The 12929-nt window shown below is 75.7% G+C and carries 10 protein-coding genes; 5 read left to right on the top strand and 5 right to left on the bottom strand.

Features of this window, described 5'->3' with window-relative positions:
• Window positions 1-290: 290 nt before the first annotated feature.
• The 4 genes from pepE (at window position 291) to QSK03_RS26970 (ending at window position 5530) form a co-directional block, all read left to right on the top strand.
• Window positions 291-1016 carry a dipeptidase PepE gene (gene pepE / locus QSK03_RS26985; RefSeq protein ID WP_285658505.1) on the top strand — a complete coding sequence of 242 codons (726 nt, stop codon included), beginning with the start codon at window positions 291-293 and terminating at the stop codon, window positions 1014-1016.
• Window positions 989-2173: an amidohydrolase family protein gene (locus QSK03_RS26980; protein WP_285658503.1), complete on the top strand. Its 1185-nt coding sequence runs from the start codon at window positions 989-991 to the stop codon at window positions 2171-2173. The genes pepE and QSK03_RS26980 overlap by 28 nt, the downstream gene beginning before the upstream one ends.
• Window positions 2174-2276: 103 nt before the next feature.
• Window positions 2277-5219, top strand: coding sequence for an FAD-binding and (Fe-S)-binding domain-containing protein (locus tag QSK03_RS26975; protein ID WP_285658501.1), 2943 nt, complete (start codon window positions 2277-2279; stop codon window positions 5217-5219).
• Entirely contained in the window at window positions 5216-5530 is a 315-nt protein-coding gene (locus tag QSK03_RS26970; protein ID WP_285658500.1) for a DUF5313 family protein, read from the top strand. Before QSK03_RS26975 ends, QSK03_RS26970 begins: the two co-directional genes overlap by 4 nt.
• Window positions 5531-5581: 51 nt before the next feature.
• Here the strand turns inward: QSK03_RS26970 and QSK03_RS26965 are convergent, their stop codons facing one another.
• Window positions 5582-6187 carry a TetR family transcriptional regulator gene (locus tag QSK03_RS26965; protein WP_285658499.1) on the bottom strand — a complete coding sequence of 202 codons (606 nt, stop codon included), beginning with the start codon at window positions 6185-6187 and terminating at the stop codon, window positions 5582-5584.
• Window positions 6188-6268: 81 nt separating this feature from the next.
• Between QSK03_RS26965 and QSK03_RS26960 the strand changes: the two genes are divergently transcribed.
• On the top strand, window positions 6269-7705 hold the full coding sequence (locus tag QSK03_RS26960) for an FAD-dependent oxidoreductase (RefSeq protein ID WP_285658497.1): 1437 nt from the start codon (window positions 6269-6271) through the stop codon (window positions 7703-7705).
• Here QSK03_RS26960 and QSK03_RS26955 read toward each other — a convergent pair.
• The 4 genes from QSK03_RS26955 to QSK03_RS26940 form a co-directional block, all read right to left on the bottom strand.
• Window positions 7684-9144 carry an alpha/beta hydrolase gene (locus QSK03_RS26955; protein ID WP_285658494.1) on the bottom strand — a complete coding sequence of 487 codons (1461 nt, stop codon included), beginning with the start codon at window positions 9142-9144 and terminating at the stop codon, window positions 7684-7686. The genes QSK03_RS26960 and QSK03_RS26955 overlap by 22 nt on opposite strands.
• A 21-nt stretch (window positions 9145-9165) precedes the next feature.
• Window positions 9166-10689 carry an ArnT family glycosyltransferase gene (locus QSK03_RS26950; protein ID WP_285658493.1) on the bottom strand — a complete coding sequence of 508 codons (1524 nt, stop codon included), beginning with the start codon at window positions 10687-10689 and terminating at the stop codon, window positions 9166-9168.
• An 87-nt stretch (window positions 10690-10776) separates the two neighbouring features.
• Window positions 10777-12309: a glycosyltransferase family 39 protein gene (locus QSK03_RS26945; protein WP_285658492.1), complete on the bottom strand. Its 1533-nt coding sequence runs from the start codon at window positions 12307-12309 to the stop codon at window positions 10777-10779.
• A complete protein-coding gene (locus tag QSK03_RS26940) occupies window positions 12306-12920 on the bottom strand; it encodes a TetR/AcrR family transcriptional regulator (RefSeq protein WP_285658491.1) in 615 nt (204 codons plus the stop codon). The genes QSK03_RS26945 and QSK03_RS26940 overlap by 4 nt, the downstream gene beginning before the upstream one ends.
• Window positions 12921-12929: the final 9 nt, after the last annotated feature.

Genomic DNA, 12929 nt, shown 5'->3' with positions numbered 1-12929 from the left:
CACCTGACCCGCCAGGGACATCTCAGGCACCCCCGACACCGTCACACCACCGACCCCGACCGCGAGCAGCACCCGAAGCATCAACCCGCCCGAGCGTCCAAGCGATTAGGCAACGGGCTCGATGTGACGGCGATCGTCACCGGGATCGCGATCGTGCGGCGTGCGCCGCCCTCCCCGGCCCCCGCGCCGGAGCGAGCGGGTGGAAATCCTGACGTCGAACGCCGGCGTGGCTCCCACGCTGACACCACCCCGTGCGTCGCCCCCGTACGGGGACGGCGAGGATCGCGGGCGTGGTCGCCGACGCGCTGCTGTTCTCCAACTCCCGCCCGCCGGGGGCCGCCGTGCCGTTCGCGCACGCCGCCGAGCCCCTGCGCGCCCACGTCGGCGGTCGGACGCTGTGGTTCGCGGCGTGGGCCGGCGACGACCTCGACGCCTACACCGGGTTCGTCGCCGAGGCCCTGGAGAACGTCCTCGGGCCGCTCGACGTCCGCGGACTGCACCGCGAGCCCGACCCGGCCGCGACGATCCGCGACGCCGACCCCGACCGCGAGACGGTGTTCGTCGGCGGCGGCAACACGTTCCGCCTGCGGCGGCGCACCGGGGACAACGGGGTGCTCGCAGCCCTCCGCGAACGCACCGACCTGAGGTACGCCGGCGCCAGCGCCGGCTCCAACCTCGCCTGTCCGACGATCATGACGACCAACGACATGCCGATCGTCGACCCCGGCGGGTTCGACGCCGTCGGCCGCCTCCCCGTGCAGATCAACCCGCACTACCTCGACCCCGACCCGCACTCCACCCACCGGGGCGAGACCCGCGAACAGCGCATCGAGGAGTTCCACCAGGAGAACGCCGTCGCGGTCGTCGGGCTCCGCGAGGGCGCCTGGCTCCTCCACGGCGACGACCGGCTCACCCTCGACGGCTACACCGCCCGGCTCTTCCGCCGCGGCCACGAGCCGCGCGAGCTCGCGGCGGGTACCGACCTCACGTGGCTCCTCGCGACACCTATCTCCTGACCGACGTCCGCACCCGTCACCACGACGGGCTCGTCGACGTCGCCGTCGAGCACGGCCGGATCACGGCGGTCGGACCGGGCCTCGACCGCCGCACCCCGGCGATCGACGGCCGCGGGCAGACGGTCCTGCCCGGCCTCGTCGAACCCCACCTGCACCTCGACAAGGCGATGCTCGACCCAGGCCCCGACCCGGACGCCGGCCTCGACGCGGCCGTGGCACGCACCGCCGAGCGCAAGAGCCGCTTCACCCCGGACGACGTCCGCGCCCGCGCCACCGACGTCCTGCGCCGAGCCCACGCCCACGGCACCACGCGCGTGCGTACCCCCGTCGACGTCGACCCCGCCGTCGGCCTGAGCAGCCTCGACGTCGTCCTCGACCTCCGTGCGGAGTGGGCGGGGCGCGTCGAGCTCCAGGTCGTCCCGTTCCCCCAGGAGGGCATCGCGAGCAGGCCCGGCACCCGCGACCTGCTCGTCGAGGCCCTGCGCCGCGGCGCCGACGTGCTCGGGGCGTGCAGCTACGCCGAGGACGACGCCGACGCCTGCCGCGACCACGTCCGCGACGTCCTCGACCTCGCGCAGCACCACGGGGTCCCGGTCGACGTGCACGCCGACTTCGCTGCCGGCTCGGACGACCCCCGTCACGACCTGGCCGCGGACATCGCGGCGATGACGTCCGCCGCGGGGATGCAGGGACGCGTCGTGCTCGGCCACGCGACGACGCTCGCGGGCCTGGACCCCGACGCGAGGGGCCGCACCGCCGACGCCCTCGCCGAGGCCGGGGTCGGCGTCGTCGTCCTCCCGCCCACCGACCTCTACCTCGTCGGCGCCTCGGCCCCGGTGCGCGAGCTGCGCGCCGCCGGCGTCCGCGTCGCGTACTCGTCCAACAACGTCCGCAACGCCTTCACGCCGTTCGGCACCGTCGACCTCCTCGACGCCGCCCTGCTGCTCGGCCACATGCAGGGCGTCGACCTGGACACCCTGCTCGACATGGGCACGGTCGACGCCGCCGCCCTGCTCGGTGACGATCACCACGACGTCACCCCCGGCGCCCGCGCCGACCTGGTCCTGCTCGACGCGCCGGACGCCGCGACCGGCCTGCTCGACCGGGCACCCCGCACACCCGTTGCCGAGCTGCCAACGGGGGCTTCGCGGCGCTGAGAAGCAGCGAGCGTCCTGTTGAGCACGCCGATAGGGCGTTCGCTACGACGACCACGCCGACCCCGGGCAGCGAAGCCCCGCGCACCGGCGCAAACTGGCCCCGATGACCACGATGCGCCGCTCGTCCGCCGAGTCCCTGCTCGCCGAGGATCTGCGTTCCGTCGTGCGCGGGCGGGTGCGGTTCGACACCGCGAGCAAGGCCATGTGGTCGGCCGACGCGTCCAACTACCGCCACGTCCCGCTCGGCGTCGTCCAGCCGGTCGACCTCGACGACGTCGAGGCGACCGTCGACGTCGCGCGCCGCCACGGCGTCCCCGTGCTCCCGCGCGGCGCCAGCACGAGCATCGGCGGGCAGGCGGTCAACGAGGCCGTCATCGTCGACTTCTCCCGCCACCTCACGCGCGTGCTCGACATCGACCCCGACGCGCGCACGGCGCGGGTGCAGCCGGGCGTGGTCCTCGACGATCTGCGCGACGCCGCCCGCCCCTACGGCCTGACGTTCGGGCCGGACCCGTCGACGCACAACCGCTGCACGCTCGGCGGGATGATCGCCAACAACGCGTGCGGGTCGCACTCGGTGGCGTGGGGCAAGACCGTCGACAACGTCCGCGAGCTCGAGATCCTGCTGGTCGACGGCACGCGGATGGCGGTCGGCCGGACGCCCGACCTCGCGGCGGCGATGAACCGTCCCGGCCGCGAGGGCGCCGTCTACCGCGAGCTCCAGCAACTGCGGAACCACCACGAGACGACCATCCGCGACGAGCTCCTCGGCCACGGCATGACCCGGCGGGTCAGCGGCTACAACCTCGACCAGCTCCTCGACGAGCACTCCTTCGACCTCGCCCGGGCCCTGGTCGGCACCGAGGGCACGTGCGCGACGGTCCTCGAGGCCACGGTCGACCTCGTCGAGTCCCCGCCGGCCCGCGCCCTCTGCGTCCTCGGCTTCCCCGACGCCTACACGGCCGCCGACCACGTCATGCCGATCCGCGAGCACGCGCCGCTGACGATCGAGGGCGTCGACGTCGGCGTCATCGGCGCGCTGCGGGCGCGCCGGCCCGACGACCGCACCCACGAGCAGCTGCCCGCGGGCAAGGGCTGGCTCTACGTCGAGACCGGCGGCGCCGACCGCGCCGAGGCCGAGGCGAAGGCGCACGCCATCGGCACGGAGATGGCGACGTACGGGGCGAGCGTCACGGTGGTCTCCGACCCGGCCGCGATGCGCGGGCTGTGGAAGGTCCGCGAGGACGGCTCGGGGATCGTCACCCGCTCCCCCGACGGCGGCGAGGCCTGGCCCGGGTGGGAGGACGCCGCGGTGCCGCCCGCGCAGATGGGGTCCTACCTGCGCGAGTTCGACGCGCTGCTGCGCCGCCACGGCCGGCAGGGGGCCTACTACGGGCACTTCGGCGACGGCTGCCTGCACGTGCGCATCGACTTCGACCTGCTCACCCGGCCCGGCCTGGCGAACTTCCGCGCGTTCCTGACCGACGCCGCCGACCTGGTCGCCGCGCACGGCGGCTCGGTCTCCGGCGAGCACGGCGACGGCCAGGCCCGCGCCGAGCTGCTGGCGCGGACGTACTCGCCGGAGCTGCTCGGGGCCTTCAAGGACTTCCGGGCGGCGTGGGACCCCGAGGGCCGCATGAACCCCGGCCGGGTCGTCGAGCCCGCGAAGATGGACGAGGACCTCAAGGTCTTCGTCGGCGTCCCCACGATCGGCCCGCGTACCGAGCTGGCCTACACCGACGACCGCGGCAGCTTCACCCGCGCGAGCCGGCGCTGCATCGGCGTCGCCAAGTGCATCACCGACAGCGGCGGCTACATGTGCCCCAGCTACCGGGTCACGGGCGAGGAGATGCACTCGACGCGCGGCCGCGCCCGGATGCTCTTCGAGATGGCCTCGGGCAAGCTCGTACCCGACGGGTGGCGCTCGACCGAGGTCCGCGACGCCCTCGACCTGTGCCTGAGCTGCAAGGCCTGCCAGCGCGACTGCCCGGTCGGCGTGGACATGGCCACCTACAAGGCCGAGTTCCTCGCCCAGCACTACGCGGGCCGCGCCCACCAGCGTCCCCGCAGCCACTGGTCCATGGGCCACCTGCCGCGCTGGCTGCGCCTCGCCGGGTCGGTGCCCGGCCTGCCGCGCCTCGCCAATGCGCTGGCCCGCCGGCCCGCGCTCGCGACGCTGGCCAAGCGCGTCGGCGGCATCGCCCCGCAGCGCGACATCCCGGCGCTGGCGCCGCGCCCGCTGCGCCGCGTCGTCGGCCCCCACCCGCCGCGCCCGGACGGCGCGGAGCCCCGGCTGCTGCTGTGGCCCGACACCTTCACCGCGGCGTTCGACCCCGACCTCGCGCTCGACGCGATCGCGGTGCTCGAGCACCTCGGCTACCGCGTCGAGCTGCCGACGGGCCAGGTGTGCTGCGGCCTGACATGGCACACGACCGGCCAGCTCGACACCGCGCGCTCGGTGGTGCGCCGCAGCCTCGACGTCGTCAAGCCCTGGCTCGACGACGGGGTCGCGGTCGTCGGGCTCGAGCCGTCGTGCACCGCGGCGCTGCGGCAGGACGTCGTCGAGCTGCTGGGGCCCGACGACGAGGACGCCGTGCGGCTGAAGGCCTCGACGCGCACCCTCGCCGAGGTCCTGGCGCAGCACACCGACGAGCTGCGCGCCCAGGTCACCACGAGCACGAAGGCGATCGCCCAGATCCACTGTCACCAGTACGCCGCGATGGGCTTCGACGCGGACCGCGCCGTGCTCGACGCGCTCGGGGTGGCCACCGAGGTCCTCGACGCCGGCTGCTGCGGGCTCGCGGGCAACTTCGGGTTCGAGGACGGGCACTACGAGGTCTCGACGGCCTGCGCCGAGCGCGCCCTGCTGCCCGCCGTGCGCGCGGCCGACCCCGACACCGCGGTGCTCGCGGACGGCTTCTCGTGCCGCACCCAGATCCGGCAGCTCGCCGGCACGGGCCACGAGCCGGTGCACCTCGCGCACGTCGCGGCGACGGCGCTGGGCCTGCGGTCCCGAGAGCGGGCATCGGCGCCGGCGGTCACGTGACCCGTCCCGGCGTGCTGCGCTGGATCGGGTACGCCTTCGGAGCACGGTTGCCGACGCGGTTCGCGCCGTGGGTGCTCCACGACCTGACCTGCCGGACGTGGTTCCTGCGCCACCTCGCGCGCACCGCGGTCCAGTCCACCCCCGCCGCCCTGCTCGCCCTGCTGCCGGGACCGGGGTGGCTGAAGCTGGCGCTGCCGTTGTTCGTGCTGTTCGCGTCGCTGTTCATGGCCGCGCTGTTCTCGCCGATGGTGCGCGAGAAGCGGCTCTACCAGCACGGCTACCTGCCCGAGGTCGTGCTCCGCGACGAGTAGGTGCCCTGCGGGCCTGTGAGCACTTCGGCGTGCTCCGGTACGCCGAACTGCTCACGTGCCGACAGGCACCTCGGCCAGGGGGACGCCGTCGGCCAGCATCCCGAGCACGTGCACGAACGTCTCGATGTAGGGCCGCCCGGGGTCGCGGCGGACCAGTTCCTGCGCGGCCAGGCGCGCCCCGCTGACGACACCGGCGAACACCACGACGTCCTCGTCGGTGGCCGGGCGCCCGACCGCCTCAGCGACCAGCGTCGCCACGTGGTCGACGCCGAAGGTGTTGCGCTCGCGCAGCACCGCCCCGATCTCCGGGATCGAGCGCGCGAGGTCCATGCGCACCTCCTCGAGGGCCCGCTTCTCGTCGGAGAGGGACGCGAAGGCCGTGTGCATGCTGCGGCGCAGGGCCTCCAGGAGCGGGGTCCCCGCCGGGACGGCGCGGAAGGCGGCCTCGTAGAGCGGGTCGACGTCGTCGAGGAGGACGACGTCCTCCTTGGTCGGGAAGTAGCGGAAGAACGTGCTGCGCGAGACCTCGGCCGCCGCGGCGATGTCGTCCACGGTCGTGGCCGCGAAGCCCCGGTCGCGGAACAGCCGCAGCGCGTGGCGCTGCAGATCCGCGCGCGTGCGCTGCTTCTTGCGTTCACGCAGGCCCGGATCGGTCACGTCGGACATCCTGACACGCACACCCAACTGGTACCGAGTACCACTTGAGACTCAGTCCCAGAAAGGCGTAGCGTCCTCGCCGTGGACACCGAGGTGATCGTGGTGGGGGCGGGACCGACCGGGCTGACCGCGGCCCTCGAGCTGGCGCGCCGGGGGATCGGGGTGCGCCTGCTCGACGCGGCGCCCGCGCCGTTCGCCGGGTCGCGGGGCAAGGGGCTGCAGCCGCGATCGCAGGAGCTGCTCGACGTCGTCGGCGGTGTCACCGACCGGCTGGTCGCGCTCGGGCGCACCGACCTGCGGGTGCGCCGTCACGAGCCGGACGGCACGGTCCGCGACGAACCGGGACGCGACACCACGCCGACCCCGGACACGCCCTGGCCGACGACGCTGCTGATCCCCCAGTGGCGCGTGGAGCAGGTCCTGCGCGAGCGCCTCGCCGACTTCGGGGTCGCCCCGGAGCAGGGCGTCCGGGTCGACGACCTGACGAGTGACGACGATGGCGTCACCGTCGCCACGTCGATCGGGACCCTGCGCGCCCGCTACGTCGTCGGCGCCGACGGCGGCGGCAGCACCGTGCGGCGCACGCTCGGCGTCTCGTTCCTCGGCGAGACCCGCGAGGAGATCCGGATGGTCGTGGCCGACGTCGAGCTCGAGGGTCTCGACCGCGACCACTGGCACCAGTGGGGGGCGCCCGACCCGGTGCCGTACTCGTGGGTGGCGCTCTGCCCGCTGCCGGCGTCGCCGACGTGGCAGCTCCAGGCCGGCCCGCTCGACGACCGCGAGCCCGACGACGCGGTGCTCGCCGAGATCGTCGCTGCGCGGGGCCCGCGGGTCCGCCTGCGCCGGGTCGCGTGGCGCTCGGTGTGGCGGCTCAACGTGCGGATGGTGTCCGACTACCGCCGCGGCAACGTGTTCCTGGCCGGCGACGCCGCCCACGTGCACTCCCCGGCCGGCGCCCAGGGCATGAACACCGGCATCGGCGACGCGGTGAACCTCGGCTGGAAGCTCGCCGCCGTGCTCCGCGGCGCCGACGACACCCTTCTCGACACCTACACCGCCGAGCGCCTCCCGATCGCCGCGGGCGTGCTCGGCATCTCCGCCGAGCTCTCCGGGCAGGCGATGTGGGCACGCACGGCCGCGCAGGTGCGCACCACCTCGCAGCTCGACCTCTCGTATCGCGACGGCCCGCTCGGCGACCCCGACACCGACCCCGACACCGACGGCCCCGGGCCGCGGGCCGGTGACCGCGCCCCCGACGCGCCCGCCGACGGCGGCACCAGCACCGTCTTCCTCCGCCGCCGCGAGGCCGACTGGACGGTGCTCACCACCGACGCCGCGGCGCGCGTCCCCGGCACGGTCACCGTGACCGTCGACGACCCCGCGACCTACGCCCTCGCTCCCGGCGAGGTCGTCGCGGTCCGGCCGGACGGGTACGTGGGACGCCGCGGGACGGCCGACGAGGTCGGCGCGTGGCTCGCGCCGCTGCTGGCGCGGGTTCAGACGCCCGCCGGGCACTGATCGGGCATCGCCGAGCCGGGGTCCAGCAGGTACGCCGTGTACGCGTCGGCGGCGCACCGGCTCGGGGCGTCGAGGGTGGTGTGGCCGATCGCGTCGACGACGAGCACGTGCCCGGCCGAGAGCTGCGACGCGGCGGCGCGGGCGTCGACGAGCGGGGTGGTCGGGTCGTAGCGGGAGTTGACCAGCAGCGCGGGCGCCGGCAGCGGCGCGTTCCACGGGCCGAGGTAGCGGTCGGGGTCGATCGCCGGCCAGTCCACGCACATCGCGTGGTTCAGGGCCGTCGACGCCCCGACGATCGGGTGGGCGGCCTGCTCGGCGACGACCGCGGCGTCCATGTCCGCCGATGAGGGCGTGACGCTGTCGGTGCACTGGATCGCCAGGTAGGACGGCGAGTGCTCGGGCGCCCACGGCACCTCGGGCAGCGGGACGCGCCCGCCCGACGGCGGCGCCGACGGGGCCCGCACGGCGAGCGTGCGCATCAGGCCGGGGAGGCGGCCCTCGGTCTGGAGCGCCCGGTCGATGCGGGCGACGAGCTCGGCCGACGACGGCCCGGCGGCCGCGACGGCGTCGGTGGCCCGGGCCCGCGCATCCGGGCCCAGCGGGCAGGTCGGGGTCGCCGCGCACCGGTCCAGCGCGACGCCGAACGCCTCCTCCCACGCCGCGCTGACCCCGGCCCGGACGTCGACGGGCACCCGCTCGGTGTCCGGCGCCCCGGTGGCGTTGGCGACGAGGTCGAGGCTGCCGTCGAGGACCATGGCGCGCGTGCGGCCGGGGAAGAGGTTGGCGTAGGTCGCGGCCGAGTACGTGCCGTAGGAGTAGCCGTAGAGGCTCAGCATGTCCTCGCCGAGGCCCTGGCGCAGCAGGTCGAGGTCCCGGGCGGCGTTCGCCGTGGAGAGGTGCCGCAGGCGCTCCCCGGTGCCCGCCAGGCAGGCCCGCCCGGGCTCGGCGGCCGAGGCCCAGAACGCCGGGGTGCGCGCCAGCCCGACGGGTGCGGGCACGCGGTCGCCGCCGAAGGGGGCGCACGCGACCGGCGCCGAGGAACCGGTGCCCCGCGGGTCGACCGCGACGATGTCGAACCGCGCCCGCAGCCCGTCGAAGCGCCCCGCGAGACGCCGCAGGCTCGAGGTCGCCGGCGTGCCGGGGCCGCCGTAGTTGACCACCAGGGTCCCGATCCGCGCCGCGCGGTCGGTGGCCGGAAGCCGGGTCGCGGCCAGGTCGATCGTCCCGCCGGACGGCTGCCGGTAGTCCAGCGGGACCGTGACCGTGGCGCACTGGAACGCGCCGCCGCACGCCTCCCAGGCCGGCGCCGGGGCCTGCGCGCCGTTCGTGCCCAGCGGCGGTGCGCCCGGCGCCCCGTCGGCGGCGGGCCGCGACGGCGTGCCGGAGCACGCCACGACGGCCAGCAGGACGGCGGCCGCGAGCACCACCCGGGATCTCACCTGCGACATCATGCGTCGGGCTCAGTCCATGTGGACGACCGTCCCCCACGACACCGACCACGGCGCGCGCAGGGTGCACAGGGCGAGGGGGACGTCGCCGTTCACGACGGCGTTGGCCGCCCGGTCGCGGTGGCGCGGCAGCGGGGTGATCGTGCGGCAGAGATCCTCGGCCCCGCGCACCTCGCCGACGAGGATCGCGGCGGTGGCCGTGTCCGGTGGCCGTCCGAAGAAGGCGAACCCGCGGTGGCCGCTGTACACCGGCGGGAGGCCGGCCGCCGGGCCGTACTCCTCGAGCGCGGCGCCGTACCAGTACGAGAACGCGAGCACGGTGGTGTGCGCCTGCTGCTCGGGCGGCAGCGACCGGTACGCCGCGGCGGTGTCGGCGGCGAGGCTCGTCCAGCCGACCTGGCCGGAGGCGAGGAAGTCGCCCCGCTCGACCCGCCACGACACCGGCCCCAGCGGCAGGGCGATCACGGCGACGACCAGCGCGGACGCCACGAACGCCGGCACCGAGACCGACCAGGACCACCACCGCGCGGGCCGGCGGTCCTGGAGCGCGACGGCGCCGGCGGCGACGAGCAGCGCGGCGAGCCCCATGACGTAGTAGGGCCGGCCGCCGGCCGCGAGCATCGCCACGGTCGTCACGACCGCCCCGACGCCGACCGCCCGCCAGGGCCGCAGGGCGTCCGCGCGCAGCAGGGCCCACAGCCCGGCGGCGGCGAGCACCATCCCGGGGACCAGGCCGACGTCCCAGGCCGCGAACGGCAGGAAGCTCCAGCGGTTGCCGGTCAGGCCGCCCTCGCCGGCCACGACCTCGCCCATCCGCAGCTGCGGCCAGCCGTGCGCCGCCTGCCACAGCACGGTCGGCACGGTCGAGGCCGCGGCCAGGACGAGGGCGACCCACAGCGCCGGTCGGGCGAGCAGCCGGCGCGGTCCGGCCACCAGCACGCCGACGGCCAGCCCGGCGACGAGCACCGGGACGAGGAGCTTGACGGCCAGCGCGACCGCGAGCACCGGCGCGGCGGCGAGGAGGAGGGCGTCCTGACGCGTCCGGAGCCACCGGACGAGCAGCCAGAGCAGCAGGGCCCACAGGAACGGGTCGAGCGTCGACGTCGCCAGGAGGTGGCCGGTGGCGAGGAGGAACGGCGAGATCGCGACCGCCGCCCCGGCGAGGAGCTGGGCGCGGCGCCGGCCGCCCATCTCCGCGGCGAGAAGGGCCCCGACCACGACGTGGGCGGCACTCGTGATCGTGGCGGGCAGGCGCAGGACGACGAGGTTGCCCGGCGCGAGCCCGTCGAGCGCCGCCGCGAGCCACGGCACCAGCGGCGGCTGGTCGGCGTAGCCCCACGCGAGGTGCCGGCCGGCGGCGAGGAAGTAGAGCTCGTCGCCGAACGTCCCGTACCAGGCCGAGGTGATGCCGTGGACGAGCGCGACCCCGCCGGCGAGCAGGAGCACGGCGCGCCACGCGGTCCGCGGCCGTGGTCGCACGGGATCGGACGCGGGCGCCGGTGCGGCGACCACCGGCTGCGGAGCCGTCGCGGTCACCGGGGGCACCCCCCGCGCGCAGCACCACGACCCATTCGGGCGACCCTAGGCGAGGCCGCCGCGGGTTCCGGCGGCGCCTCACGCGGGTTACGCCATCGAGCGCAGTCCCGGCCACACCGTGGCCCATGGCGCGCGCGGCGTGCACAGCGCGAGCGGCACCGTGTTCAGCACCGGCGTCGGCTCCGGGGCGAGGTAGGGCGGGAGCGGGGTGTACGTCGCGCACGCCCCCCGTCCCGCGCCGAGCTCGCCGACGACCAGCGCGGGCGCCGAGCCCGGCGGCACGCCGAGGTCGTAGTAGCCGCGGTGGGGGCTGTAGACCGCGGGCAGCCCGGCCGCCTCGCGGTGGTACGCGAGCGCCGACGCGTCCCAGTAGGAGCTCGCGATCACGACGGTCTCCGCCCGCACGTCGGGCGGCAGGGCGTCGTAGCGCTCCCCCACCCCGGCGGCGAGCTCGGGCCATCCCAGCTGGCCCATCGTGGTGAAGTCGGTCTGCGCCTTCGCCGACGCCGGCCCGATCGGCAGCACGAGCACGGCGGTCGCCACCCCGCAGACGACGAGCGCGACGGGCCCCGTCGTCCATCGCCACCACCGCTGCGCCGGGCGCTGCTCGAGGGCCACGGCACCGGCCGCGAAGAGCAGCGCGTAGAGCCCCGCGACGTAGTACGGGCGCCCGCCGGCGACCACGAACGCCGCGGTGGTCACCAGCACCGCCACCCCGAGCCCCCGCCACGGCCGCAGCTCCGGGCGCCGGAGCAGCGCGACCAGCCCGACGAGCACGAGCACCACACCCGGCAGGACGCCGGCGAACAGCACGGCCACCGGGAGGAACTGCCAGCGGTTGCCGAAGAGGTCGGCCTCGCCGGTGACCACGCCGCCCATCTGCAGCTGCGGCCAGCCGTGCGTCGCCTGCCAGACGAGCGTGGGCACCGTGGCGAGCGCGGCGATCGCGAGCCCGAGCCACAGCATCGGGCGGGTGAGCAGACGGCGGGGTCCGGCGACGAGCACCCCGACCCCCACCCCGAGCACCAGGCCGAGCACCAGGAACTTCGTGTTCAGGGCGACGGCCAGCACCACGCCCGCGACGACGAGGAGGCGGTCGGGGGCGGCACGCAGCGCAGCGGAGCTGCCGCGCGGAACGCCGGTGGCTGCGTGGATCCACCGCACCAGCAGCCAGAGCAGCAGCGCCCACCAGAACGGGTCGAGCGTGGACGTCGCGAGCAGCCGCCCGCTCGCGAGCAGGAACCAGCTCGCCGCGACCGCGCCGGCGGCGGTGACCTGTGCCCGGGTGTGCCCGCCGAGCTCCCGGGCGATGAGCGCGGCGAGGACCGCGATGCCCGCGACGGCGAGCACCGCGGGCAGGCGCAGCACCACCGTCGAGCCCGGCGCGAGGGCGTCGAGCCCGGCTGCGAGCAGCGGGAGCACGGGCGGCTGGTCGGCGTAGCCCCACTGCAGGTGGCGCCCGGCCTCGACGAAGTAGAGCTCGTCGCCGAAGTGCCCGTAGAACGGCGAGCACGCGAGGAGCAGGACGGCGACGGCGCCGGCGACACCCAGCACGGGTCCGCGGGCGAACGGCGGGGCCCCGGCGTCGGTCAGGGCGGGTGCCGGGTCGAGCACGGTCATGACGACTCCCGTCGGGTGGCGGCGTCGAAGAGCGCGACGAGCTCCTCGGCGTAGGCCTCGAGGTCGATCTCGGGATGGCGGGCGTGTCGCGGGGCGATCACGTCGATGGCGCCCCGCACGGTGTGCGCCATGACGAGCGGGTCGAAGTCGCGGAACGAGCCGTCCTGCTGCCCCTCGCGGAAGAGCCCGACGAGGAAGTCCGCGATGACCTCGTCGTCCCCGGGCGCGAAGAGCCGGCCCCCGCCCTCGGGGCTGTAGCCGGAGACGATCTCGATGACCGCCTGCAGGGCCTCCGGGTTCGCCGCGATGTAGGCCACGTTGCTGCGCAGGTACGCGGCGAGCCGGTCCCGCGGCGTCGTCGCGGCCTGGATCACCGGTGTCATCGCCGCCGCCCCGGCCTCGTAGACGGCGAGGACGACCTGCTTCATCAGGTCGTCCTTGCCCGCGAAGTGGTACGAGACGACGCCCTTGCTGACCCCGGCCCGCTTCGCGATGCGGGCGAGCGACGCCTGCCCGATCCCGTCCTCGGCGATCGTCGCGGCGGCCGCACCGATGATCTGCGTCCGGCGGGCGCGCTCGATGAAGGACAGCTCCTCGGCCGGTTGGCCCACTGGACTGTT

It is taken from the genome of Actinomycetospora sp. NBRC 106375, assembly GCF_030269665.1.
Taxonomy (GTDB): Bacteria; Actinomycetota; Actinomycetes; order Mycobacteriales; family Pseudonocardiaceae; genus Actinomycetospora.
Note: the sequence above shows the minus strand (reverse complement) of the source record. Positions and strands in the feature narration are given on the sequence as shown.